Origin of the sequence: Amycolatopsis sp. NPDC051758, assembly GCF_044453095.1 — a bacterium.
In the GTDB taxonomy this organism is placed as follows: domain Bacteria; phylum Actinomycetota; class Actinomycetes; order Mycobacteriales; family Pseudonocardiaceae; genus Amycolatopsis.
This window is the reverse complement of record NZ_JBITCJ010000002.1, coordinates 444,232-467,989: the sequence shown is the minus strand read 5'-3', so window position 1 is coordinate 467,989 and position 23,758 is coordinate 444,232. Positions and strand designations below refer to the sequence as shown.

The window sequence follows — 23,758 nt, the reverse complement described above, 5'->3', positions numbered from 1 at the left end:
GCACGATGGTGCCGATGGCCGAGCCGCACCCTGTGGACGTACCCGCGAGCGGGTACCTCGTCGTCCGCGCCTCGGGCGCGGCGGCGGCGCGCGCGGCGATCCTCGGCGGCGCGTCCGGTGCCCCCGAGGGGATCCAGCTGCTGCTGCGCTGCCCGGTGCCGCGCGCGGTCGCCGAGTCCGCTGCGAAGCTGACCTTCGCGGACGCGACGCTGCACCTGCAGCCGTCCGGCGTCGTGATGCTGACCGTCGCGGCGGCGAAGCTGTCCATCTCGTTCACCGAGCTGCGGCCGCTGATGTTCCGGCCGGTCGAGGTGGACGCGCCGCTGCGGGCGCTGTTCGCCGGCGCGGTGGCGCACGTCCTGGCTGCCGGGCCGCGCCTCGACCCGCACGGGCTGGCCCACCACCTGCTGGGCCTGGCCGAACTGGTGCTCCGCAGCGCATTGCGCGTCGAGCTCGACCGCGTCGACGCGCTGGCGGCCCGGCGGCGCGAAGCACTGGAGTACATGCGGGCGCACCTGTCCGAGCAGTCGCTGACGGCGGACCGGATCGCCGAGGCGCTGTACATCTCGCGACGGCGGCTGTACCAGCTGTTCGACGACGGCCAAGGCGTCTCGGAACGGCTGAAGGGCCTGCGGATCGAGCGTGCGAAGGTGCTGCTGGCGGACCCGGCGAAGGCCGGACGGGGGATCGCGGAGATCGCGCGGGACTGCGGGTTCACGAGCGCCCCGCACTTCTCGCGGACGTTCCGCGCGGCGACCGGCCGGACCCCGCGCGAGTTCCGGGAGCAGGCGCTGCGGGGGTGAGGTCGACGCCGGCGACGAGCGTGCCGGCCAGGCCCGCGACCTCCAGCCAGCCCCGGCCGCCGGGGGAGTGGAGGGTGAACACCGCGGCGCGCGGGCGGTCCGGGTCCAGCACCACCGCCTGCAGCTGCGCGCCGGACAGGCCGATGCGCTCGACGATCACCACCGGGTAGCCGCGGCCGGTGCGGGCGCTGCTCACCTCGCGGATGCCCGGGCTCCGGTCGGCGACGAACCGGCCGAGGTCCGCCGCGGCGGCTTCGTCGAGCGGGCCGTCGACCGCGACCACCCCGGCGATCAGCAGCGCCGGGTCGGCGTCACGGTGCTCGACCAGCGCCAGCAGTCCCGCGCGCTGGTCGTGGGCGATCTCGGCGGACTGGACGGCAGCCGCCTCCAGCCCGAGGTCGCGGGCGGCGTCGGGGCCGCGCAGGCGCGCCATCAGCGCGTGCAGCTCGGCCGTGGTGCGCTCGACCGAGTCCAGGCTGACCGGGGTGATCCCCGGGACGGCGGGCAGTTTCACCGGCCACCCAGCGCGGCGGCGAACGCGCTCACGGCGCCCGGCGGCGGGGTCACCGGCGTGACGGGGGTGCGCGCGACGGTCACGCCCAGTTCGCGCCCGGCACCTTCGAACGACTCCAGTTCCGTCGTGAGGGACCGGAAATCCGGTGCGCTCGGCAGGGGCGCGCCGTCGCCGAGGGCCCGCAGCCGCTCGGCGATGCGGGCCGCTTCGGTGGTGTGGGCGCGTTCGAGGTCACGGGCTTCGCCGAGGACGCGGTCGAGGTCGTCGCGCCGGGCCGCGAGCCGGGTGCGGGCGGCGGTGAGTTCTCCTTGGTGGGCGGCGGAAAACTGGGCTGCGGTCTCGGCGCGCTCGACGTCGTCTTCGGCGTCGACGACGGCTCGGCGTGCCGCGGTGGCCCGGCCGTCGAGCTCTTCGGCGCGGCGGCGGTGGGCGACGAGTGTGCCGGCCCAGCCGTCGAGAACCGTTGCGGCTGTGCGCATCGCGTCCGGGAGGGTGGTGATGGCGGCGGCGGCGTTTCGGGCGCGGTTGGCCAGGGCCTGCGCGGATCGTCCGGCCCACTCGGGGATTTCGCCGGGGGCGGGGGTTTCGGCGAGACGGGTTGCCGCCTCGGTGCAGCGGCGGGCTGCTTCGGCGACGGCGTCGGGGCTGCCGGGTGCCGGGTCGAAGCCGAGGCCGCGGAACTCAGCCATCGGTTCGGCCCAGGTCCTCGGCGGCGTTCGCGTCCGTGGTCCGGTAGGCAGTCGCCGCCGTGCGGACGCTTGCCGCGGCGGTGGCGAAATCCGTCTGCACCGCTCGTATCCTGCCGGACCACTCGCCGGTCAGCGCGGTGAGTGCGGCGGACACCGTCAGCGGGCCCAGGTCGCCCGCACCCGCCGCCTCGATGTCGGTCGCGGCGGCGTTGTGGTCCTCGGCGGTGTCCTCCAGGCGTCGGGCGAGGGTGTCGAGCGCAACCGGGTCGGCGTGGAACCCGCTCATTCGCCGAACACCGGTGGGTAGGCGGGCGGGAGGTCGTCGAGCAGGTCGTACCCGTCGGCGTACTTGTCGCGGTGCTCGGTTTCGTCGTCCTCGCGCCGGGCGCCCTGGCCTGGCGGGTACATGCCGTACCCGCCCGCCGAGCCGCGGCCGGCGGTCGGGCCCGGGCCGAAGCCGGACATCCCGGCGCCCGGTCCGCGGCCCACACCGGCTCGTGCGCCGTCACCGAGGGCCGATCCGCTGGCACCCGGGACCCCGGTGAAGCCCGGGCCGAACCCGGCGCTGTACCCCGCGCCACCCGTCTGGCCAGCGGGAACGCCGGGAACACCGCCCAAGCCTGGGCCGATCAGCCCGTCGAGCCCGCCGGGCATCCCGGCGCCGGTCAACGTGCCGGGCAGCGCGGACGCGGTCGACGTCGAGTCGTCCGGTCGCCGGCCGGGCTCGTCGCCGGGCGCCGGGTCGTCGACGGCCGGCGTCACCGGCACGGGCACCCGCGGCGGGACGAAGTCCGTGCTCACCGCGCTCACCTGCGGCGCGGTGTCGAACGCCGGCGGCAGCCGGTGGCGGACGTCGTGGCTCGCGCCCTCGTACTGCTCCATCACGCGGACGGCTTCGGCCTTGGCCTCGTCGGCCTGCTTCTTGGTGGGCAGCTTGTCGTCGAGCAGGTCGTCCAGCATGTAGGCGCCTTCGGGCCCGTCGAGCCGCTTGACGGCGTACCCCTCCTGGAACCACCGCTCGGCCCAGTAGTGCACCGGCTCCGGCATCTTCCGCCGGGCCTCGCCGATCGCCGAGGTGTAGGAGTCGAGGCCGTCGCCGATGTGCCGGGCGTTCTCGCTCGCGGTGCTGGCCCAGCCGGTCAGCCGCTGCACCGAGCCGGCGGCCTGGGCGGACGACGGGCCGCGCCACGACAGCAGCAGCTTCTGCACCAGCGCGTGGACGTCACCGGTGGCCGTGTCGACGTTCTTGGCGAGCTCGGCCCACCGGTGCGCCTGCTCGCCGAGCTTGGGCGGGTCGGCCGACTGGACCATGTCCCACAGCTCACGGTGGTCGTAGCTGTTCCAGTTGATCCGCCCGAAGGCGTCTTCACGGTTGTTCGCGGCCTTCTCACGCCGGACGCGCCGCGCCTTCGCCTTCTCGCGCTTGGTCGGTTCGTGGTGCGTGGAGTGGAACTCAGGCATCACGCTCACCCACCCGGAGGGCCTCGGCGGCCTCCTCGTCGTTGCGGCTGTGCGTCGCGACGACGGTGTCGAGCGCCTGCCGCAGTGCGGCGAGCTCGGCGAGGTACGACGTCAGAGCGGCCTGCACCCCACCGGCCTCGGCGCCGCCGCGCACGCCGAACGAGCGGCGCATCCAGTGGGACACCGGGCCCTTGCCGTCGGCCAGCGGCGTGCCCAGGTCACGGGCGCTTTCGAGGTACGCGGACAGCTCCTGGTGACGTTCGTCGAGGGCCTTCTTGGCCGCGTCCACCTCGGCGTAGTCCAGCTCGAGGACGTCGGAGCCGTCGGCGACCAGCGCGGCCGCGCCCCCGCCCTGCGGTTGCGCCACACCCGACGCCTTTTCCCGCGGGTCGTGGTGCTCGTGCTTCTCGCGCTGGTGCTCCGCCCGCAGCTGCCGCCGTGCGTCGGCTTCGTCACGCACTGTCGCCATTGAGGTCCTTCCCTCGCCACCCAGGCGTCCATCCTGGCCAATGCGCGGCGCGAAGAGAAGGGAGACCCACCCGGCTGCACGGGTGGACACGAAGACTGCACGGGCGGATAGGGCAGGATGTCCGGATGATCCTCCGTCGTACGTTCGGCGCCGTGCTCGCCGCCCTCCTCGGGCTCGTTGTGCTCGCCGGGCCCGCTTCGGCCCACACCGAACTCGAGTCCAGCTCACCCGCCGAAGGCGCGTCGCTCGCGGCAGCGCCGACGCAGGTCCAGCTGACCTTCGGCGAGCCGGTGACACTGCCGCCGGACGCCGTCAAGGTCACCGGCCGCGACGGCACCGCGTGGAAGATCGGCACACCGTCGGTCGCCGGCGGGGTCGTGACGGTGCCCGTGACGCCGGCCGGGCCCGCCCAGGCCTACACGCTGACCTGGCAGGTGGTCGCGAAGGACGGTGACAACGTCACCGGCACCGTGCACTTCACCCTCACCGCCGCGGCCTCGAGCGAGGCGGCTCCGACGACGTCCGTGGCGGCCGCGGCTCAGACGACCGCGCCCAGCTCTCCGGCGCCGACCACCACCGTGGACGCCGTCGGCATCCCGAGCTGGATCTGGATCCTGGTCGCGGTGGTCGGCCTGCTCGCGGTGATCATCGTCGGCGTGCGCCAGCTGAAGGGCCGCCCGAAGGACTGAGCTACTCCTCTTGCGGGACGGTCACGACCCACCGCTCGGGACGGCGGCGCAGGTAGCCCCACCAGTACAGCGCCGACACCACCAGGACGCCGGCCGTGATGCCGAGGTCGAGCGCACTCTGCTCGACCAGGACGTAGGCCAGCGCCACGACGGCGAGCACCGGCACCACCGGCCAGGCCGGCATCCGCCACACGTGCGGCTTGTGGTGTGCCGCCCGGCGCGCGCCGAGCGCGGCGGCCGCGACGCTGAGGTAGAGCGCGACGACGGCGACCCCGGTGACACCGCTGAGCGTGTCCACCGGCACGAAGCAGAGGACGGCTTCGGACAGCCCGACGAAGAGGGTGGCGACCCAGGGCGCGCCGAACCGTTCGCTCACCACGCTCATCGCGCGGTTCACCGGCGCCGGCCAGGCCTGGTCGCGGGCCGAGGCGTAGAGCACCCGCGAGTTCTGGATGACCATGACGATCACGGCGTTCACGATCGCCGCCGCGATGCACAGGCTGATCGCCACGCCGACGGCGGAGTTGCTCCAGCCGGTGACCAGCGCGCTGAGGTCGACCCCGGCGAGCGCGGCGGCGTCCGGCACGGCCAGGGTGACCGCGACGACCGGCACCAGGATGACCAGCGCGCTGATGCCGAGCGTCCAGAACACCGTCCTGGCCACCGTCTTGCGCGGCTCGCGCATTTCCTCGGCGAGGTAGACGGCGGTGCTGAAGCCCTGCACGACGAACAACGCGACCGCGAGCCCGGCGACCACGGCGATCAGCCCGATCCCGCTCGTGCCGAGGCTCGGCTTCAGCAGCACAGCCGGGCTCTGCGTGGTGTGCGTGAAACCCAGCAGCGTCACGACGAAGATCGCCACGATCTCGATCAGCAGGAAGATCCCGGTGATCCAGGCGTTGGACCGCAGGTTCAGCAGGCCCATCACGGTGGACGCGAGCATCACGAGCGCGCCCGCCACCGACGGGTTGATGTCGACGACGGCGGCGAGGTAGTCGGCGACGCCGATCGCGATGATCGGCGGCACCACGAGGATGACGATGAACGACAGCACGAACGCCAGCCAGCCGGCGAACCGGTTGGCCACCGTCGTCACCATCGCGTACTCACCGCCCGCGCTCGGCACCAACGTGCCGAGTTCGGAGTAGCAGAAGGCGATCCCGACGCAGAGCAGCACCGCGAGGGCGATGGCGAGGGCGGTGCCGGTGCCGAGCTCGGCGAACAGCGGGGGCACGAGGACGAACAGCGACGACGCCGGTGTGACGCAGCTGAGCGTGAGGAGCGTGCCGCCGCCGACACCGATGGACCGGGTGAGTCCGCGGGCAGTCTTCGACGGGGCGGCGGTGGTGGTGTCGGGCGGGGCGGGAGTGCGGGGCACGGGGGTTCCCTCCGGCCAGGGGGCAAGGTGCGACGGATGGAACAGCACCGTTTCGGTGTTGTCAACGGCCTGAAGACGACTAAATCCGTTGCCGTTGACCAGGTCCTTCTTCGCATTTAGTGACGTTTTGTGACGAACTCGCCGCGTTTGCCTGGGGTCGCCCGCGGGGAGGATGATCCGGGGCGTGAGCAGTCAGGACACCCCACACCGGCCCGCCCCGCCGGTGCTCGACGACATCTCGCGGCAGATCATCGCCCAGCTGCAGGAGGACGGGCGGCGCGCCTACGCGACGATCGGCAAGGCGGTCGGCCTGTCCGAGGCGGCCGTCCGGCAGCGGGTGCAGCGGCTCTCGGACTCCGGGGTCATCCAGATCGTCGCCGTCTCGGATCCCTTGCAGATCGGGCTGTTCCGGCAGGCGATGATCGCGATCACCGTCGAGGGCCCGCTCGAGCCGGTCGGTGACGCACTGGCCGAAATGGACGAAATCGCGTACGTGATCCTGTGCGCCGGCCGTTACGACCTGCTTTGTGAAGCGGTCTGCGCGAACGACGAGGCGCTGCTGGAACTGATCTCGACGCGGATCCGCGCGCTGCCGGGTGTCCGGCACGCCGAGGTGATGGTCTACCTCAAGCTGCGGAAGCAGACCTACCAGTGGGGCACTCGCTGAGGGTGACGACTAAATCCGAAGCTCGTCGCGGGTAGATGACCATGGATTAGTTGTGAAAGTTGGTCCAGGCGACTGAATCGCTTGCGTCGTGACGCTGACGCGTGCGATAACCAGGGCATGACCACTACCGCCGACCGCGCTGCTCTCGACGCCTCGGGCCTCGCCCAGTCCGCCCGCACCAACCTCTGGATGCACTTCACCCGTCACTCCGCCTACGACGAGACCGACGTCCCGGTGATCGTGCGCGGCGAAGGCGCCTACATCTGGGACGCCCGCGGGAAGCGCTATCTGGACGGGCTCGCCGGCCTGTTCGCGGTCCAGGTCGGCCACGGCCGTGAAGAGCTCGCGGAAGCCGCCGCGCGGCAGACGAAGCAGCTCGCGTACTTCCCGCTGTGGGGCCACGCGCACCCGACAGCGATCGAGCTGGCCGAGCGGCTGGCCGCCGCGTCGCCCGGTGACCTGAACCGCGTGTTCTTCACCGTGAGCGGCGGCGAGTCGGTCGAGACGGCGTGGAAGCTCGCCAAGCAGTACTTCAAGCTGGTCGGGAAACCGACCAAGCACAAGGTGATCAGCCGTGCGCTGGCCTACCACGGCACGTCGCAGGGGGCGCTGTCGATCACCGGCATCCCCGGCGCGAAGGCCGACTTCGAGCCGCTCGTGCCGAGCACCCTGCGGGTGCCGAACACCAACTTCTACCGCGCGCCCGAGCACGCCGACGACTACGCCGCCTACGGGCGCTGGGCCGCCGACCAGATCGAACAGGCCATCGAGTTCGAAGGCGCGGACACCGTCGCGGCGGTGTTCCTCGAACCCGTACAGAACACCGGCGGGTGTTTTGTGCCGCCGCCCGGCTATTTCGCGCGGGTGCGGGAGATCTGCGACAAACACGACGTGCTGCTGGTGTCCGACGAGGTGATCTGCGCGTTCGGCCGGGTCGGGTACGACTTCGCCGCCAAGCGGTACGGCTACCAGCCGGACATCATCACTACGGCGAAGGGGCTGACGTCCGGCTATGCGCCGCTGGGCGCGGTGCTCGCGAGCGAACGGCTGATGGAGCCGTTCACCCACGGCGCCACGACGTTCATGCACGGCTCGACCTACGGCGGGCACCCGGTGTCCTGCGCGGTGGCGCTGGCCAACCTCGACCTGATGGCGCGTGAGGACATCTACGGGCACGTGCTGTCGCGGGAAGCCGCGTTCCGGTCCACTTTGGACAAGCTGACCGATCTGCCGATCGTCGGCGACGTGCGCGGTGCGGGGTTCTTCTACGGCATCGAGCTGGTGAAGGACAAGGCGACGAAGGAGACGTTCAGCGCCGAGGAGTCCGAGCGGGTGCTGCGCGGGTTCCTGTCTGACGCGCTGTTCGAGGCCGGGTTGTACTGCCGTGCCGACGACCGCGCCGAGCCGGTGGTGCAGCTGTCGCCGCCGCTGATCTGCGACCAGGCGCAGTTCGACGAGATGGAACAGATCCTGCGGGACACGTTGACGCAGGCTTGGAAGCTGCTGTAGCTGGGCCGCCGCCCCCGGAATCCAGGCTAGCGGAAGGCACCGACAGTTCCGGTCCGCCTTTGGCCCGATCGGGCGGGGAACCCGGCTTTCCCGCCCGGGGGCCGGGTTCCTCGGTACCGTGGAAACCGGGGGACCGGGGGGAGCGGCCGGTGACCGGGCCGCCCGTGTTCGCGCCGTCCGGCCGCGCACCCGGGAGGAGACCCGATGACCACCACGGAGACCCCGCGCCTGCCGTTCGAGCGGCCGAACGTCCTGGAGATCGCCCCGCTGTTCGGCGTGCTGCGCCGCCAGGGGCCGGTGGTGGCGGTGACCACGCCGACGGGTGACCCGGCCTGGCTGGTCACCGGGTTCGAGCAGGTCCGCGCGGTGTTCACCGACTCGCGGTTCGGCCGTTCGCACCCGGCGCCGGAGGAGGCGGCGGCGCTGTCGGAGGCGGCGATCCTCAGCCGTCCCCAGGGCGACCACGAGACCGAGCACGTCGAACACGCGCGGATGCGGCGGATGCTCGTGCCCGCGTTCTCCGCCAACCGGATCCGGCGGCTCGCCGGGCACGTCCAGGAGCTGGCCGACGGCTGCTTCGCCACGATGGAGCGGGTCCGGCGCGGGGATGAGCCCGTCGACCTGCACGAGCACCTTTCGTTCCCGTTGCCGGTCCTGGTGATCTGCGAACTTCTCGGCGTCCCGTACGAGGACCGCGACACGTTCCGCGTGCTCTCCGACCGGATGGGCCGGATGGACATCGGCGCCGGCGCCGAAGCCGCGCTCGACGAGTTCGCCGGGTACATGGGCCGGCTCGCGGCGGCCAAACGGCGAGCGCCCGGCCAGGACGTCGTCTCGGACATGGTGCGGGCGCAGGCCGAGGACCCGGCGTTCACCGACGACGACCTCGCCCGGCTCGCCGCCGGCCTGCTGTTCGCCGGCCACGAGACGACGTCCAACCGGATCGACCTCGGCGTGCTCTACCTGCTCACCGACCTCGCCCGGCGGGACGCGCTCGCCGCCGACCCCGACGGCCGGGTGCACGGGGTGGTCGAGGAGATCCTGCGGATGTCCGCGCCGGGCGGGCTCGGTGTGCTGCGCTACGCCCACGACGACGTCGAGCTCGGCGGGGTGACGGTCGCCCGCGGGGACGCCGTCGTCCTGTCGCTGGCCGCGGCCAACCGCGATTCGGCGGTGTTCGACGACCCCGAGTCGTTCGACCCGGACCGCAAGCCGAACTCGCACGTCGCGTTCGCCTACGGCGGCTGGTTCTGCATCGGCGCGAGCCTCGCCCGGACCGAGCTGCGCGTGGTGTTCGGCTCGCTGTTCCGGCGGTTCCCGGGGCTTCGCCTGGCCGCGTCAGTTGATGAACTGGAGGTCCGGACCAACCGTGTCACCGGGGGAGTGGACCGCGTGCCGGTCCTCTGGTAGACCTGCGGCGACAGAGGGGAACGGGACAGCATGACCCTGTGGGACAAGCTCGGAATGGACGACAAGCTCGTCAAGGTGCTGCAGGAGATCCCGCCCGGGCCGGACGCCGGGGACTTCGGCCCCGCGTACGTCACGATCCACCAGCTGGCCGTCGAGCTCGACCAGCGGTTTCCCGAGGTGCGCAAGCAGCTGGACGTGCCGCTGGGCGGCGGGGCGACCCGGCACGCCGGGCTCGTGGAACTGCTCGGCAAGGAGCTGGTCGACAAGATCAAGCGGTACGGCGACGTCTACCCGATCGAAGCCGCGCAGCTGTCGTCGGTGCGGTTCCGTGAGCTGCGGCTTCGCGGGCCGGGCGGCCGGGACCTGGTCGGCGCGTCGCGGGCGGACCTGCCGTTGATCCGCCTGCGGCCCAAGGACTGAGTTGTGCTCTCACCGCAGCCGGTCCGGGTCCTGGTGGTCGAACGTGACCCCGGCGTGCGGGACCGCTTGAGCGGGCTCCTCAGCGAGGCGGACGGCATCGAGGTGGTCGGCACGGCGGGCGACGCGACGGCGGCCCGGACCACCCTCCGGCGGCGGCTGCCCGACGTGGTGCTGCTGGACCCGCGCCTGGGTCCGCTGGGCCCGGTGTCCCGCCGTCCGGCGGTGGTGGTGCTGGCGACATTCGATTCCGAGGCGGGGATCCTGCGGGCGTTGAGAGACGGCGCGGCCGGGTTCCTGCTGCGGTCCGCCCGGCGCAACGAGCTGATCAAGGTGGTCCGGCTGGCGGCGGACGGTCACGTGGTGCTGTCACCGGACGCCTCCCGCCGGCTCGTGTCCGCGGCAACGCGCTTGTCCGGGCCCCGGGATGAGCGGCTGGCGCGGGTGGACCGGCTTTCCGGGCGCGAGCGGGAGGTGCTCGTCGGGATCGGTTCGGCGCTGACGAACGCCGAGATCGCGACGCAGCTGGGCGTGGCGGAGCCGGTGGTGCGGAGTTGTGTGGCGCAGGTGGTGCGGAAGCTGGGGTGCGCGCATCGGACTGAGGCCGGGTTGCTGGCTTACGAGCGGGGCTTGTGCCGGCCGGGCTGAGGTCTGCTCAGCTCGGTTCGGCCTGCAGCAGTTTCGCCGACACGGCAAACCCGTGCCGTTCGTAAGCCGGCACTGCGCGCTCCGACGAGTGCACGGTCACCCGCTCCAGCTCGAGTTGCTCGGCCAGGTGCAGGATCGCGTTGATGAGGAGGCCGCCGAGGCCGCTGTCGCGGGCTTCCGGCGTCACGTACACGCACTGGACGTCGCCGGCGGCTCGGGTGAACTCTCGCGGTGTCGGGACTCGCGCGGTGATCGCCAGGAACGCCATGCCCGCCACCCGGCCGTCTCGCACCAGCACCAGGCACCGATGGGTGGCCGCGTTCTCCCGCGCCCACGCCGCAAAGCCTCGCACGAACTCGGCGCGGCCGGTGCCGGGCAAGGCGTCCTGGTCGGCCACCCAGCGCCAGCGCAGCTCCGCGACGGCTTCGAGTTCGGTCGGACGCACGGGACGGATCTCGATCTTCGCCACCTCTCGATTCTGGCAAAGCCGCTCCGCCGGGCTCAACACCCGGCGGAGCGGCTTCGGGTCAGAAGCCGGTGAGGCCGTTCGGCACTCCCACCCCCGTCGGCGCGTCATACCCGGCGCCGGCCACGCACAGGTAATCACCGCCGCACTTCTTGCCCGCGCCGGCCGGGTCGTTGTGGCCCGTGGTGATGTCGACGAACTGGGACGCGTGGGCGTACAAGTCCGCCGGGCCCGCGACTCCCGCGCGCCCCGAACGGCCGTACAACCCCGCGACGAACGGCGCCGATGCGCTGGTGCCGTTCACCGGGAGCCAGCCACCCGCGTCGGCGTTGAAGATCGCGACGCTGTCCGCGACCGCCGCGACGTCCGCGACTGTGCGCTTGCCGCAGTGGGTGTCCTTCTGCCACTTCGGTTTGGTGATGTAGGCCGAGCAGCCGCTGCCGCCGTACTCCCACGCCGACTCCGCCCAGCCCCGCGCCGAATCCGGGTCGCGGGCCAGCGTCGTTCCGCCGACCGCGACCGTCGAGGCCAGCACGGCCGGATAGCTCGCCGCGGTGAAGCCGGTGTCGCCGGACGATGCCACCACCGTCACGCCCGGGTGCTGGTAGTGGCTCGCGTATGCCAGCGGCGCGCCGCCTTCGCGGGCGCCGTAGCTGTTCGACACCACCTTTGCGCCGAGCCGGACCGCGGTGTCCTCGGTCTCGGCGAGGTCGGCGAACCCGGGTGTGTTTCCCTCCACGACGACGATCCGGCACGACGGGCACGCCGCCGACACCATCGATACGTCCAAAGTGGACTCCAGGGCCCAGCCGAAGTCGGCCTCCGGCAGGGGAGCCGCGGCGCCCTGCTGGTTGACCTTGGTGAAGCAGCCGTTCGCCGTGGTGCACGGCGGCAGGCCGTACTGCGCCCGGTAGGCGGCCAGGTCGGCCTCCAGGTTCGGCGCGTCGTAGGCGATCGAGATGCCGACGACGGTGTCCGGACCGGCCGAAGCCGGTAGCCGGTAGGCCGACACCAGGTCGTCCGCACCCCAGCCGACCGGGCCGTCGGCCAGGGCGCGAACCGCAGCCGGCGTGAACGTGGTGAGGCAACGCAGGACGTTCGGCCCCGCGTCCGGGCAGGCCGCGCGCGGCCCTGGTGCGGCGGACGCGGCCGGCGCCAGCGCGATCGCCGCCGCGCACACGGCGGTCAGCACGCCGAGTTTTCGGATGTACACAGTGGACACTCCCCTCAGACGGCGTAGACGTGGTAGGCGGCGGTGAGCGTCTCCGCGATGGTCGCCCCGGCGGCGTCGGCGGCGGTGACCCGCAGCGAGACGTCGTCACCGCGGAAGGTCTCCGTGGTTGCGGTGAAGTCCGCGTGGAAGACCCCGTCACCGCGGGCGGTGACGGTCGTGTCGTGCCAGGTCACGCCGTCGAGCGAGTACTGCACCGTTGCGGCTGTGACGGGCGAAGCGGCGCTCTGCTGCAGGTGCCCGACCGTGAGGTCGAGACCCTGCGGCCCGGAAACGGTGGAGCCGTCCGGCCGGAGCCCACCGACCGCGTACTCCAGGGTCAGCAGGGGCTCGACCGCGCAGGCCCGGTCCGGCACGCTCCCGCGCGCGCAGTACAGCGCCTGCGGGAGCGTGACACCCTCGACGTGCTGCGACTGCCACGTCCACTCGGTGTGGCTCGCGGTGCTCTGGCGGTACATCGGCCCGGTGCGGCCCGCGTCGATCGTCAGCCCCAGCGTCGACGGCCCGGCGGCGACCTCCTGCTCCAGGTTGAGCGCGGTGCCGCCCACCGGGTTGCCCTCGGCGACCGTCGCACCGTCCTGCGTCAGCGTGTAGTGCCCGGTGACGGTGTCCCGGGACTCGCCGTAGAAGCCGAAGCCGGTGTGGCCGGGCTCGTTGTCGCTGAACGGCGTGATCGCGAACCGCAGCAGATCGCCGGCGCGGGTCGCGCCCGGCTGGGTGTAGACGGTCGCGTGGTCCAGCGGCTCGAGGGCCACCGGGCTCGCCGGGTGCAGCGGGAACTTGTTCCAGTTCTCGGTGACCGAGGAGCCGCCCCGGTAGCCGTGGAACGCCTCGTACTGACCCCCGGCCCAGGCTTCGAACGGCCCGGGCGGGACGTACTTGGAGAACCCGCCGAGCCAGGTGAGGTCCGGCGCCGCCGAGACGTACTCGGTCTGCCGCCGGGGCAGCTGGATCGGGTGGGACACCCGGCCGCTGGAGTCCTCGAAGGCGAACATGCCGCTGCGCTGCCGCCGGCCCAGCGAGGCGAACTCGGTGAAGTAGGTGGCGTCCACGGTGGCGACGTCCTTCGCCGTGATCACGTACCGCTGCTGCGGAATCGTGCCCACGCTGGCCTTCTGCAGCACGTATTCGTACGGGGTGCCCGGCCCGGGCGGGGACACGAGCCTGCTGTACGGATACGTCTGCAGCGCCCCGGTGCGCACCGGGACCGCCGTCGGCGACACCGAGATCGGCACGCCGGGCCCGGCGTCGAAGTCGACGAGCAGCGCCGGGCCGGTCTTGGCGGCCCGCCGGAAGAAGAACCCGGTGTCGTCGAGCAACGCGGGCCGCGGGGTCACCCAGGTCACCTTGCTGGAGGCACGCGAAGCGTCCACTCGGACGGTCTTGTCCGCCTTCACCGCGAACTCGGGCTGCGCGCTGAACCGCACCTCGGTCGGGTTGCCGTCGGCGTCGGCCGTCCAGAAGAGGCCGAGCGCGCTGTAGTTGCCGTCCGGCGCGCTGAACTTCGCCGTGCCGCCCGAGAAGTAGTTGAAGTTCTCGCTCGGGTCGAGGAGGTTCCCGTCGTCGGTGTTGTACAGGAACGCGACGCCGGTGTCGGCGGGCTTGCCGCCGATGTCCGTGGCGTCGACGGACACCGTGCGCATCACCGAGCGGGGCTGGACAGCCCGCCGCGTCGGTGCCCCCGAGAGCGCGAAGGTCTTTCCCCCGGCGAAGAGCCCCTGACCCCCGAAGTGGCCCTTCGCGTTGTCCTCTTTGAACTGCTTGGCCAAGGCGGCGCCGAACGCCGACGGGTCGACCGGGGCCGAAGCGCCGGCCAGGAGCGCCTTGACGTCGAACAAGCTCAGGTCGAGCCCGCGCCCGAGGTAGGGGAGCGCGGTGCCGGGAACCTCGTAGTCGCGCTCGCCGAGGCGCAGGTGCACCAGCGCCCGCGCCATGCCCTTCTCGGCGGCGGGCCGGATCTCGAAGGTGTCGCGACCGTCCGAAGCGGTCCGGACGGTCACGCGGTCACCCGTGGGCAATGTGACAGTCGACGACGTCGTCGCGGCAAGAGCGGGCGGGGCGAGCCCGGTCAGCCCCGCCGAGCCGGCGAGCAGGACCGCGAACGCCGAAAGAGTTCTTCGCACTGGCACCTCCGTGTGGTGGTTGATCACCACTACTACGAGCCAGGCGCCGGATCCGTTGGGCCCGGTTTCCCGATCTTCCGGAAGTTACCTCGATCGGCTCAACGACCGAGAGTCAGGAATGCGCCGCCGGCACCGGCCGCGCGACACCGAAACCCCCGTACGGACCGGCTTTCGCACGCTTGCGCACCTCGTCGAAGTGCCGGTGCACGGCTTCGGCGGCGGCGTCGGCGTCGCGCAGCAGGAGGGCGTCGACGATGGCCTGGTGACGTTTTGCGGTGGCCGTCGCGGACGACGCCGGGCCGCCGAGCTCGCTTTCGGCGATCCGGTAGACGTCCCAGAACAGGCCGGTGAGCTCGCGGGCGAGGTCGAAGCCGGCTTCGGCACAGATGAGGTCGTGGAACTCGCGGTCGGCCTCCGCCGCGTCCGGGCCCTTGCGCTTCATCCGCGTGACGCAGGCCTGCAGTTCCTCGACCAGTCCGGGCCGGTGGTCGGTGGCGACGCGGCGGGTCAGCTCGGTCTCGAGCATCTCCCGCACCTCCAGGAGGTCGCGCAGCCGCCCGACGTCGGTCGCGCCGCGCGCGCGGGTGCGGAACAGCAGCCACGTCTGCAGCGACTCCGAGCCGGCGGAGCCGACGAACGTGCCGTAGCCGTGGCGGATCTCGACGATGCCGAGGGCCTGCAGGGCCTTGATCGCCTCGCGGATCGAGTTGCGGCTGACGCCGATGTCCTCCATCAGGCTCAGCTCGGTGGGCATGGGCGCGCCCGGCGGGAGCTCCCGCTCGACGATCAGGTCGATGATGCGCTTGGTGATCTCTTCGCTGCGCTGCGGACGGGCCACTGCTGTCCTCCCCGGATGCGTCGTGAGAGGACATCCTACGTCATACGTCCAGAAGGGTTGACCGGCACGCGAACCCATCCTAGGCTCACGCCGGTCATAGGACGTCCCATGTCCTACCGTTCGAGGCCAGCCGGAGACACCGATGTCCCAGAGCCCGTCGCTCAGCCGCCGCCAGTTGCTGCGCTACACCACCTTCGCCGGGGCGGCCTTGGCGTTCCCGACCGTGCTCGCCGCGTGCGGCGGGCCGGCGTCCACCAACAAGACCGGCAGCTCGGCGGGCTCGCTGACCGCCGTGATCGGCTACGGCAACAACCAGACGTGGGACCCGCTGCAGACCGCGTCCGCGTTCTCGATGGCCGCGATCCTGCACTGCTACGAGTCCCTGGTGGAGGGTGACCCGATCACCCGCGCGCCGTTCCCCGGCCTGGCGAAGGCACTGCCCGCCGACACGAGCGGCACGAGCCTGAAGTTCGACCTGCGCGACGGTGCGAAGTGGCACGACGGCCAGCCGGTGACCGCCGACGACGTCGTCTTCACCTACGCGCGGGCCCTCGACGACAAGGAAAACGTCCTCATCCACAGCTTCTTCTCCACGTGGCTGAAGGAAGTGCGCAAGACGGGCGACCGCTCGGTCGAGTTCGTCCTCAAGTTCCCCTTCCCGTACGCGCTGCAGCGGATCCAGTGCTGCAAGATCGTCCCCAAGCACGTCTACGACGGCAAGTGGGCCGACGCCGCGGCGGGCAAGGTCGTCGGCTCCGGCCCCTACAAGGTCGTCGAGCAGGCGCCGCTGTCCCACACCAGCTTCGAGAAGTTCGCCGACTACAACGGCCCGCGCCCGGCCGCGTACGACAAGATGCTGTGGAAGTCCATCGTGGATTCCGCGCCGCGCGTCGCGGCCATCTCGGGGGCGAAGCCGGACGCGCAGATCGCCGAGAACATCCCGGCCGCCAACGCCGACCAGCTGCGGAAGGCGGGCCGGACGGTCGAGTTCGCCGACGGCGGCAACAACCTCTTCCTGCTCTTCAACACCCAGCACGCGCCGTTCGACAAGAACCTCGTCCGGCAGGCGCTGCACTACGCGATCGACAAGAAGAAGATGATCGAGATCGGGCTGAAGGGCGCCGGTTCGCCCGGCACGTCGTTCATCAACCCGAAGCTCCCGTCGTCGCAGCCCGCGTCGCAGGACTTCGCCTACAACCCCGACAAGGCCAGGCAGCTGCTGCAGCAGGCCGGCGTGAGCGGCCTGAAGATCACGCTGTCCACGACGAACACCTCGCTGGTCGCCGACTGCGTCAAGGTGATCAAGGAGGGCTGGGACGCGATCGGCGTCCAGACCACTTTGGACTCCCAGGACACCAAGGCGCTGTTCTCCAAGCTCGACGCCGGCACCGACTTCCAGGTCGTCGCGACGACCAACAACCCGATGCAGTTCGGCAACGACCCCGACCTGCTCATCCGCTACTACTACGACGCCAAGTCCATCCTCACCAGCAAGTACGCCCGGTTCACCGGCCCCGACGCCCGGTCCCTGCTCGCGCTGCAGGACCAGGCCGCCGCCGAAACGGACGAAGCCAAGCGGACGACGCTGAACAAGCAGCTGCTGGACCTGATCTCCGAGCAGGCCGTCATCTACCCGGTCGTATTCACCCAGCTCGGCACGGCGTGGGACCCGAAGGCGATCTCCGGCGTGCACGCCCAGGGTTACCCGGGCATCTACCTGAACCAGGCGAAGCCGGTCTAAGAGGAGAAACCCGTGGCCGTCGTCGTGCGGATGCTGCTGAGCCGCATCCTCGCCCTGATCCCGCTGCTGCTCGGCGTGATCCTGTTCGTGTTCATCGTGATGCGGTTCGCGCCCACCGACCCGGCGCTCGCCGCGTTCGACGGCGCGAACGCCACCGCCGAGCAGCTCCAGCAGTTCCGGCTGGAGAACGGCCTGCTCGACCCGCTGCCGCTGCAGTACGTCCACTTCGTCTGGCACCTGGTCCAGGGGGACTTCGGCACCAGCGTGATCACCAAGCAGCCGGTCGGCGAGACGATCGCGACCGCGCTGCCGCTGACCGTCCAGCTGACCCTGCTCGGCCTGGTCATCGCGCTCGTCACGGCGCTGCTGCTCGGCGTGACGTCGGCGCTGTTCCGCGACCGCTGGCCGGACAAGGTCATCCGGGTGGTCACTCTGGCCGGCGTCGCGGCGCCCGCGTTCTGGGTGGCGCTGCTGCTGGTGCAGTGGCTGGCCGTCGACCGGGGCCTGTTCCCGACGAGCGGCTACGTCAGCCCGGCCGACTCGGTCGGCGGCTGGCTCAACTCGCTGACGCTGCCCGCGGTCTCCCTGGCGCTGCCGGTGGCCGCCCAGCTGACCCGGGTGATCCGGACGTCGATGGTCGAGGAGCTGGACCGCGACTACGTCCGCACGGCGCGCGGCGGTGGCCTGCCGCCGGTGGTCGTCGTCGGGCGCAACGTGCTGCGCAACGCGCTCGTCACCCCGCTGACCGTGCTCGGCCTGCGGGTCGGCTACCTGCTGGGCGGGGCGGTCGTGATCGAGACGATGTTCGCGCTGCCGGGAATGGGGCAGAACATGATCCAGGCCGTCAAGGACGGCGACACCGCCAAGGTGCAGGGCTTCGTGATCACGATCGCGATCGGGTTCGTCCTGGTCAACCTGATCGTCGACGTCCTGTACCTGATCGCCAACCCGCGCCTGCGGAGCCACTCGTGAGGCGGCTGCGCGGGTCGTGGCCCGCCCTGGCGATCCTCGGTGTCCTGGTGCTCGTGGCGGTGCTGGGCACGCTGCTGGCCACGCACAACCCGGACGCGCTGAGCACCGACACCGGCGGCCCGAGCGGCACGCACTGGTTCGGCACCGACACCTCCGGCCGCGACATCTTCTCCCGGCTCGTCGCCGGCACGCGCTGGTCGCTCGCCATCGGCCTGGGGGCGGTGGCGCTCGCGCTCGTGTCGGGGGCGGTGATCGGGGCGTTCGCCGCGACGTCGCACCGCCGGGTGGACGCGCTGGTCATGCGGGTGCTCGACGTCATCATGGCGTTCCCGGGCATCGCGCTCGCGGCGGTGCTCGTGGCGGTGTTCGGGCACGGGATCCTGGTGCTGATCCTGGCCATCGGGTTCCTGAACATGCCGCCGGTGGCCCGGGTGATCCGGGCGAACGTGCTGGCCCAGTACGGCGAGGACTACGTCGCCGCGGAACGCGTCATCGGGGCCCGCCGGTTCTTCGTGCTGACTCGGCACATTGCGATCAACTGCGCCGCGCCGGTGCTGGTCTACTGCACGGTGACGGTGGCCGACGCGATCGTGTTCGAGGCGTCGCTGTCGTTCATCGGCGCCGGCATCCAGCCGCCGGACCCGTCGTGGGGCTCGGTGCTCGCCGACGGCAAGGACCTGGTGCTCACCGGCGGCTGGTGGGCGACGCTGTTCCCGGGCCTGATGATCCTGATCACCGTGCTGGCGCTGAACATCCTGTCCGAGCGGATCTCGGACGCGTGGGCCGCGCCCTCGGCCCGCGCGGTCAAGGCGGCGGAGGTCGCGAAGGCCGTCGCCAAGCGGGAAGACGCCGACACCGCACCCGTCCTGCCGATCGCCGGGCTCCGGGAGGCGGGGGAGCGGCTGGCCCGCACCGCCCGGTCCCTGGACCACCACGAAACGGTCCTCGAGGTCGACCGGCTGGCGATCGCCTTCCCCGGCCGCCACGAAGGGGTCGACGTCGTGGATGGTGTCTCCTTCAGCGTCCGCGCCGGCGAGGTCCTCGGCCTGATCGGCGAGTCCGGCTGCGGCAAGACGCTCACCGCGTTGTCGATCCTCGGCCTCCAGCCCGCCGGGGCCCGGGTGTCCGGCCGGATCCGGTTCGCGCAGCGTGACCTGCTCGCGTTGCGCCCCGGGGAACGCCGCCGGCACCTCGGCCACGACATCGCGATGATCTACCAGGACGCGCTGAGCTCCCTCAACCCGGCGATGACCATCCGGGCCCAGCTCAAGCAGTTCACCCGCCGCGGCGGCACCCGCACCCCGGCCGAGCTGCTCGAGCTGGTCAACCTCGACCCGGGACGCACCCTGCGCGCGTACCCGCACGAGCTGTCGGGTGGTCAGCGCCAGCGGGTGCTCATCGCGATGGCGCTCTCGCGGGACCCGAAGCTGATCGTCGCCGACGAGCCGACCACCGCGCTCGACGTCACGGTGCAGGCCCAGATCATGGCGCTGCTGCTGCGGCTGCAGGAGGAGCTCGGCTTTGCGCTCATCCTCGTCTCGCACGACCTGGCGCTGGTGTCGGAGATCGCCGACCGCGTCGTCGTCATGTACGGCGGGCAGGTCGCCGAGCTGGGCGCGACCGCCGCGGTGGTCGGGTCGCCCCGGCACCACTACACCCGCGGCCTGCTCAGCGCGGTGCTGTCGCTGGAGGAGAACGAGGCCCGCCTCACCCAGATCAAGGGTGTCGTCCCGGCCCCGGCCGAGTTCCCGGCGGGCTGCCGGTTCGCCGACCGCTGCCCGGCGGCCCGCGCCAAGTGCCACGAGGAGACCCCGGTCCGCTTCGGCGAACCCGTCGCCCACCTCGTCGCCTGCCACTTCCCGGCGGTCGACATCGCTCGTGAGAAGGAGGCGACGGCGTGAACCTCCTGGAGCTCGACGGCGTCCACGTCGTCCACAAGATCCGTGGCGCCAACCTCTTCGGCCATGACAACGTCTACGCCCTGACCGACGCCCACCTGGTCGTCAACCCGGGGGAGACCATCGGCGTCGTCGGCGAGTCCGGCTGCGGCAAGTCGACGCTGGCCAAGGTGATCGTCGGCCTGCAGCGGCCCACCGCGGGCACCGTCCGGTTCCGTGGCAAGCCCCTGGACCGCGGCTTCGGGCGTGAGGTCGGCATGGTCTTCCAGGACCCGTCGACCGCGCTGAACCGGCGGCTCGCCGTCGCCAGGATCATCCGCGACCCCCTCGACGTGCACCACGTCGGCACCTCGGCCGAGCGTGACGAGCGGGTCCGCGAGCTGATGGCGCTCGTCGGCCTGCCCACCAGCGTCGCCGACGCGGTGCCGGGCCAGCTCTCCGGCGGCCAGCGCCAGCGCGTCGCGATCGCGCGGGCGCTCGCCCTGCGGCCGGCGCTGCTCGTCGCCGACGAACCGACGTCCGCGCTCGACGTCTCGGTCCGCGCCCAGATCCTCAACCTGCTGCTCGACCTGCGCGAACAGCTGGACCTGGCGATGGTGTTCGTCTCCCACGACATCCAGACCGTGAAGAAGATGAGCGACCGCATCGTCACGATGTACCTCGGCCGGATCGTCGAAGAAGCCCCGGTGACGGCGCTGCCGGACCAGGCCCGGCACCCGTACACCCGGGCCCTGTTCTCCGCGACGCCCAGCCTGCTGAACCCGGTCGAGCCGATCGTGCTCAGCGGGCCGGTGCCGTCGGCGACCCACCCGCCGAGCGGCTGCCCGTTCCGCACCCGCTGCCCGAAGGCCACCGAGGAGTGTGCGGGCGACCTGCCGCCGCTCGCCGTGGCGGACGGCGGCCACACCTACCGCTGCATCCATCCCGAGATCCCTACCGGAGTGAGCGCCTGATGCCGAAGTTCGCCGGAATCGTCCCGCCGCTGTGCACGCCGTTCAACGACGACTTCAGCGTGGACACCGACTCGCTGCGCCGCCACGTCGAGGTCCAGCTCGACGCCGGTGTGCACGGCGTCTTCGTCCTCGGCTCCTCCAGCGAGGTCGCCTTCCTGCCCGACGCCCAGCGCCGGGTCGTCGTCGAGACGACGGTCGACCAGGTCGCCGGCCGGGTCCCGGTGCTGGCCGGCTGTATCGACATGACGACATTACGTGTCGCCGAGCACGTCCGGACGGCCGAAGCCGCCGGGGCCGACGCCGTCGTCGTCACCGCGCCCTACTACACGCGGACCCACGTCGCCGAGATCGACCGGCACTTCCGCCTGCTGGCCGAGCGCACCGCACTGCCGATCGTCGCCTACGACATCCCCGTCGCCGTGCACACGAAGCTCGACGGCGGGATGGTCCTGGATCTGGCCGCCGACGGTGTTCTCGCCGGGCTGAAGGACTCCAGCGGCGACGAAGCCGCGTTCCGCGCCGTGCTGCTCGGCAAACGCGAACGTGGCCTCGACTCCTTCGCCGTGTTCACCGGGTCCGAGCTGATCGTGGACGCGGCGCTGGCGATGGGCGCGGACGGCGCGGTGCCGGGCCTCGGCAACGTCGACCCGGTCGGGTACGTGCTCATCCACGACCACTTCAAGGCCGGCAACCTCGCCGCGGCCCGCCGCGAGCAGGAGCGCCTGCTGAAGCTGTTCTCGATCACGTCCGTCGCGCCGCCGAGCCGGATGGGCCGCGGCTCGGCCGGCCTCGGCGCGTTCAAGGCCGCGATGAAGATGCGCGGGTTCATCGACAACGCTGTCATGGCGCCGCCGCAGCTGCCCCTGGACGACGAAGAGCTGTTGCGGATCAAGGAGAAGCTCGCCGAAGCCGGCCTGCTCTGATGATCCACTACGGGGCCGACTACAACCCGGAGCACTGGCCCGAAGAGGTCCGCCGAGAAGACCTCAAGCTGATGGCCGAAGCCGGCGTCACGATGGTCACCGCCGGGATCTACTCGTGGGCCGCCGTCGAACCCCGGCCGGGGGAGTATAACTTCGGCTGGTTCGACGAGGTCATGGACGGCCTGGCCGCCGCGGGCGTCCAGGTGTGCCTGGCGACGATGACCGCGTCCCCACCGCCGTGGCTGTCGTTGCGGCACCCGGAGATCCTGCCGGTGCGCGCCGACGGTGTCCGGCTCTCACCCGGCGCACGACAGCAGTTCTGCCCGTCCAGCCCGGTGTACCGGGCGCACGCCGAACGGCTCGTCGCGGAATTGGCGACGCGGTACGCCGGGCACCCGGCGCTCGCGATGTGGCACATCGGCAACGAGTTCGGCTGCCACGTCCGGGCCTGCTACTGCGACGTCTCCGCGGCAGATTTTCGCGTCTGGCTGCGCGAGCGCTACGAGACGATCGAGGCGCTCAACGCCGCCTGGACAACGACGTTCTGGTCGCAGCGCTACGACGACTGGGCCGAGATCCTCCCGCCCCGTGTCGCGCCGACGTTCCCGAACCCCGCGCAGCACCTGGACTTCCACCGGTTCTCCTCCGACGCCGCGCTCGGCTGTTACCTGACCGAGCGGCGGGTGCTGCGGCGCATCACGCCGGGCGTGCCCGCCACCACGAACTTCGTCGGCCTGGTGCAGAAGGCCCTCGACTGGCACACCTGGACACCGCACGAGGACGTGGTCAGCCTCGACTCCTACCCGGACCCCTACGACCCGCGCGCCCACGTCGAAGCCGCGTTCGCCTACGACCTGGTGCGGTCGACCAAGGACCAGCCGTGGATGCTGCTGGAGCAGGCGCCGAGCGCCGTCAACTGGCGGCCGCGCAACAGCCCGAAGCCGCCGGGCGCGATGCGGCTCGGCAGCTGGCAGGCGATCGCCCAGGGCGCCGACGCCGTGCTGTTCTTCCAGTGGCGGCAGACCAGCGGCGGCGCGGAGAAGTTCCACTCGGCGATGGTCCCGCACGGCGGCCGCGACACCCGGACGTTCCGCGAAACGTCCGCCCTCGGGCAGGAGCTGGCCCGCGTGCCGGAGCTGGCCGGGACGCGCGTGCGGGCCGACGTCGCGCTGCTGCACGACTGGCCGAGCTGGTGGGGCCTGGAGCTCGATTCACACCCGGCCCAGCTCGAGCAGCTGGAGACGCACCTCGCGCACTACGCGCCGTTGTTCGACGCCAACGTCACCTGCGACGTCGTCCATCCGCAGCGTGACCTGTCGGGCTACAAGCTTGTCGTCGTGCCGAATTTGTACCTGCTGGAACAGGCTTCCGCGGACAACTTGCGCGCGTATGTGGCGGGCGGCGGGCATCTGGTGGTGTCGTACTTCTCCGGCATCGTCGACGGGTGCGACCGCGCCTACCTGGGCGGGCATCCCGCGCCGCTGCGGGACATCCTTGGTCTGCGGGTCGACGAATTCTGGCCCTTGGACTCGATCTCCCTCGAGTTCGCCGACGGGACAACGGATTCCGGGTCGATCTGGTCCGAATGGATCGAGACCGAAGGCGCCGAGGTGGTCGCTTCCTTCGCTTCCGGAGACCTCGCCGGGCGGCCCGCGATCACGCGTCACGCGTTCGGCGACGGGGTCGCCTGGTACCTGGGCACCCGGCCCGATCTGGGCTCACTGTTCGATCGCATCACCGCCGAAGCCGGGGTGACACCGGTGCTGAGCACTCCGCCCGGTGTCCAGGCGGTGGTCCGGCACGGCGAGGAAAGCGCTTACCTGATCCTGCTCAACCACGGCACCGAGCCGGTCACCGTCGACCTGCCGCACGCCGCGCCGGACCTGCTGACCGACCCGTCGAGGCCGCTCCGTGAGGTCCGGCTCGCCCCGCGAGGTGTCGCCGTCCTGAAGGGATGAG

At 71.7% G+C, this 23,758-nt stretch carries 23 protein-coding genes; 13 read left to right on the top strand and 10 right to left on the bottom strand.

Annotation, left to right across the window (positions count from 1 at the left end; translation table 11 throughout):
- Window positions 1-14: 14 nt before the first annotated feature.
- Entirely contained in the window at window positions 15-803 is a 789-nt protein-coding gene (locus tag ACIA5G_RS11405) for a helix-turn-helix transcriptional regulator (RefSeq protein WP_395922509.1), read from the top strand.
- On the opposite strand, the gene ACIA5G_RS11400 is transcribed toward ACIA5G_RS11405, so the two are convergent.
- The 5 genes from ACIA5G_RS11400 to ACIA5G_RS11380 are packed head-to-tail and all read right to left on the bottom strand — an operon-like array spanning window position 715 to window position 3,936.
- On the bottom strand, window positions 715-1,317 hold the full coding sequence (locus tag ACIA5G_RS11400) for a hypothetical protein (protein WP_395922508.1): 603 nt from the start codon (window positions 1,315-1,317) through the stop codon (window positions 715-717). The genes ACIA5G_RS11405 and ACIA5G_RS11400 overlap by 89 nt on opposite strands.
- The gene (locus ACIA5G_RS11395) at window positions 1,314-2,006 is read right to left on the bottom strand and encodes a hypothetical protein (RefSeq protein WP_395922507.1); all 693 of its coding nucleotides are present in this window, start codon (window positions 2,004-2,006) and stop codon (window positions 1,314-1,316) included. Before ACIA5G_RS11395 ends, ACIA5G_RS11400 begins: the two co-directional genes overlap by 4 nt.
- The gene (locus tag ACIA5G_RS11390; RefSeq protein ID WP_395922506.1) at window positions 1,999-2,292 is read right to left on the bottom strand and encodes a hypothetical protein; all 294 of its coding nucleotides are present in this window, start codon (window positions 2,290-2,292) and stop codon (window positions 1,999-2,001) included. Before ACIA5G_RS11390 ends, ACIA5G_RS11395 begins: the two co-directional genes overlap by 8 nt.
- Window positions 2,289-3,467 carry a PPE domain-containing protein gene (locus ACIA5G_RS11385; protein WP_395922505.1) on the bottom strand — a complete coding sequence of 393 codons (1,179 nt, stop codon included), beginning with the start codon at window positions 3,465-3,467 and terminating at the stop codon, window positions 2,289-2,291. Before ACIA5G_RS11385 ends, ACIA5G_RS11390 begins: the two co-directional genes overlap by 4 nt.
- Entirely contained in the window at window positions 3,460-3,936 is a 477-nt protein-coding gene (locus ACIA5G_RS11380; RefSeq protein ID WP_395922504.1) for a hypothetical protein, read from the bottom strand. Before ACIA5G_RS11380 ends, ACIA5G_RS11385 begins: the two co-directional genes overlap by 8 nt.
- Window positions 3,937-4,061: 125 nt before the next feature.
- On the opposite strand from ACIA5G_RS11380, the gene ACIA5G_RS11375 reads away from it, so the two are divergent.
- Window positions 4,062-4,625 carry a copper resistance protein CopC gene (locus ACIA5G_RS11375; RefSeq protein WP_395922503.1) on the top strand — a complete coding sequence of 188 codons (564 nt, stop codon included), beginning with the start codon at window positions 4,062-4,064 and terminating at the stop codon, window positions 4,623-4,625.
- A 1-nt stretch (window position 4,626) separates the two neighbouring features.
- Here the strand turns inward: ACIA5G_RS11375 and ACIA5G_RS11370 are convergent, their stop codons facing one another.
- Entirely contained in the window at window positions 4,627-6,003 is a 1,377-nt protein-coding gene (locus ACIA5G_RS11370) for an APC family permease (protein WP_395922501.1), read from the bottom strand.
- Between the two features lie 172 nt (window positions 6,004-6,175).
- Between ACIA5G_RS11370 and ACIA5G_RS11365 the strand changes: the two genes are divergently transcribed.
- The 5 genes from ACIA5G_RS11365 to ACIA5G_RS11345 all read left to right on the top strand — a co-directional run bounded on the left by ACIA5G_RS11365 (window position 6,176) and on the right by ACIA5G_RS11345 (window position 10,654).
- Window positions 6,176-6,670 carry an Lrp/AsnC family transcriptional regulator gene (locus ACIA5G_RS11365; RefSeq protein WP_395922500.1) on the top strand — a complete coding sequence of 165 codons (495 nt, stop codon included), beginning with the start codon at window positions 6,176-6,178 and terminating at the stop codon, window positions 6,668-6,670.
- Between the two features lie 117 nt (window positions 6,671-6,787).
- Window positions 6,788-8,179, top strand: coding sequence for an aspartate aminotransferase family protein (locus ACIA5G_RS11360; RefSeq protein ID WP_395922498.1), 1,392 nt, complete (start codon window positions 6,788-6,790; stop codon window positions 8,177-8,179).
- 204 nt (window positions 8,180-8,383) lie between these two features.
- A complete protein-coding gene (locus tag ACIA5G_RS11355; protein ID WP_395922496.1) occupies window positions 8,384-9,589 on the top strand; it encodes a cytochrome P450 in 1,206 nt (401 codons plus the stop codon).
- 30 nt (window positions 9,590-9,619) lie between these two features.
- Window positions 9,620-10,009, top strand: a complete 390-nt coding sequence (locus ACIA5G_RS11350; protein ID WP_395922494.1) for a hypothetical protein — start codon at window positions 9,620-9,622, stop codon at window positions 10,007-10,009.
- 3 nt (window positions 10,010-10,012) lie between these two features.
- Window positions 10,013-10,654 carry a LuxR C-terminal-related transcriptional regulator gene (locus ACIA5G_RS11345; protein WP_395922492.1) on the top strand — a complete coding sequence of 214 codons (642 nt, stop codon included), beginning with the start codon at window positions 10,013-10,015 and terminating at the stop codon, window positions 10,652-10,654.
- A gap of 7 nt (window positions 10,655-10,661) precedes the next feature.
- Here ACIA5G_RS11345 and ACIA5G_RS11340 read toward each other — a convergent pair whose 3' ends face one another.
- From ACIA5G_RS11340 to ACIA5G_RS11325, 4 genes are all read right to left on the bottom strand, one after another.
- Window positions 10,662-11,123, bottom strand: coding sequence for a GNAT family N-acetyltransferase (locus ACIA5G_RS11340; RefSeq protein WP_395922490.1), 462 nt, complete (start codon window positions 11,121-11,123; stop codon window positions 10,662-10,664).
- Window positions 11,124-11,181: 58 nt separating this feature from the next.
- On the bottom strand, window positions 11,182-12,333 hold the full coding sequence (locus ACIA5G_RS11335; RefSeq protein WP_395922488.1) for a S8 family serine peptidase: 1,152 nt from the start codon (window positions 12,331-12,333) through the stop codon (window positions 11,182-11,184).
- Between the two features lie 14 nt (window positions 12,334-12,347).
- Window positions 12,348-14,474, bottom strand: coding sequence for a hypothetical protein (locus tag ACIA5G_RS11330; RefSeq protein WP_395922486.1), 2,127 nt, complete (start codon window positions 14,472-14,474; stop codon window positions 12,348-12,350).
- A gap of 112 nt (window positions 14,475-14,586) precedes the next feature.
- Complete coding sequence (locus tag ACIA5G_RS11325; protein ID WP_395922485.1) at window positions 14,587-15,312, bottom strand: FadR/GntR family transcriptional regulator; 726 nt, start codon at window positions 15,310-15,312, stop codon at window positions 14,587-14,589.
- A gap of 142 nt (window positions 15,313-15,454) precedes the next feature.
- On the opposite strand from ACIA5G_RS11325, the gene ACIA5G_RS11320 reads away from it, so the two are divergent.
- The 6 genes from ACIA5G_RS11320 to ACIA5G_RS11295 are packed head-to-tail and all read left to right on the top strand — an operon-like array spanning window position 15,455 to window position 23,757.
- The gene (locus ACIA5G_RS11320) at window positions 15,455-17,053 is read left to right on the top strand and encodes an ABC transporter substrate-binding protein (protein ID WP_395922483.1); all 1,599 of its coding nucleotides are present in this window, start codon (window positions 15,455-15,457) and stop codon (window positions 17,051-17,053) included.
- A gap of 12 nt (window positions 17,054-17,065) precedes the next feature.
- Window positions 17,066-18,025 (top strand): ABC transporter permease, encoded by a 960-nt coding sequence (locus tag ACIA5G_RS11315; RefSeq protein ID WP_395922482.1) that lies wholly within the window; start codon window positions 17,066-17,068, stop codon window positions 18,023-18,025.
- Window positions 18,022-19,926, top strand: coding sequence for a dipeptide/oligopeptide/nickel ABC transporter permease/ATP-binding protein (locus ACIA5G_RS11310; protein ID WP_395922480.1), 1,905 nt, complete (start codon window positions 18,022-18,024; stop codon window positions 19,924-19,926). Before ACIA5G_RS11315 ends, ACIA5G_RS11310 begins: the two co-directional genes overlap by 4 nt.
- Complete coding sequence (locus ACIA5G_RS11305; protein ID WP_395922479.1) at window positions 19,923-20,876, top strand: oligopeptide/dipeptide ABC transporter ATP-binding protein; 954 nt, start codon at window positions 19,923-19,925, stop codon at window positions 20,874-20,876. Before ACIA5G_RS11310 ends, ACIA5G_RS11305 begins: the two co-directional genes overlap by 4 nt.
- A complete protein-coding gene (locus ACIA5G_RS11300; RefSeq protein ID WP_395922478.1) occupies window positions 20,876-21,799 on the top strand; it encodes a dihydrodipicolinate synthase family protein in 924 nt (307 codons plus the stop codon). The genes ACIA5G_RS11305 and ACIA5G_RS11300 overlap by 1 nt, the downstream gene beginning before the upstream one ends.
- A complete protein-coding gene (locus ACIA5G_RS11295) occupies window positions 21,799-23,757 on the top strand; it encodes a beta-galactosidase (RefSeq protein WP_395922476.1) in 1,959 nt (652 codons plus the stop codon). Before ACIA5G_RS11300 ends, ACIA5G_RS11295 begins: the two co-directional genes overlap by 1 nt.
- Window position 23,758 lies beyond the last annotated feature (1 nt).